This is a genomic window from Mesorhizobium sp. M1A.F.Ca.ET.072.01.1.1 (assembly GCF_004023325.1).
Taxonomy (GTDB): Bacteria; Pseudomonadota; Alphaproteobacteria; order Rhizobiales; family Rhizobiaceae; genus Mesorhizobium.
In genome coordinates this window covers 1-381 of the sequence record NZ_RZSF01000819.1, presented here as the reverse complement: position 1 = coordinate 381, position 381 = coordinate 1, and the positions used below count along the sequence as shown (strand labels likewise).

1 protein-coding gene is annotated in these 381 nt (G+C 57.2%); it reads right to left on the bottom strand.

The annotated features are described in order from the left end of the window. Positions 1-278: 278 nt before the first annotated feature. Positions 279-381, bottom strand: a 103-nt coding sequence (locus tag EOA32_RS38200; RefSeq protein ID WP_145971557.1) for a peptide-methionine (R)-S-oxide reductase, incomplete at its 5' end; no start/stop codon positions are given.

Here is a 381-nt window from a genome sequence, read left to right as displayed (position 1 = left end):
GAATTCGCAATGTCTCTGATCAGCACTTCCGGCCCCCACAAGCCCGTGTATTAGCTTTTCGTAACAAGAGGGAATTGCGATCATATTCCTGAAAAGCCTCGCAATTTAACGATCTGCCGAAAAGGGAGCCGGCTTCAGGATCTATTGAGATTCAGGTCAGGCCGAGCCGAAAATGGTGAGTTTCCGACAACCGGAGCGGAGCGTACTGAAGTACGTGAGCACCGGAAGCGCAGGAAACCTCCATTTGCAGGCCGGCCTCACCTGAATATCAACACACCTCAGGCAGCGGCCGGCTTGAAGCTTAGCGCCACGCCGTTGATGCAGTGACGCAGGCCGGTGGGCGGCGGGCCGTCGTCGAAGACATGGCCGAGATGGCCGCCG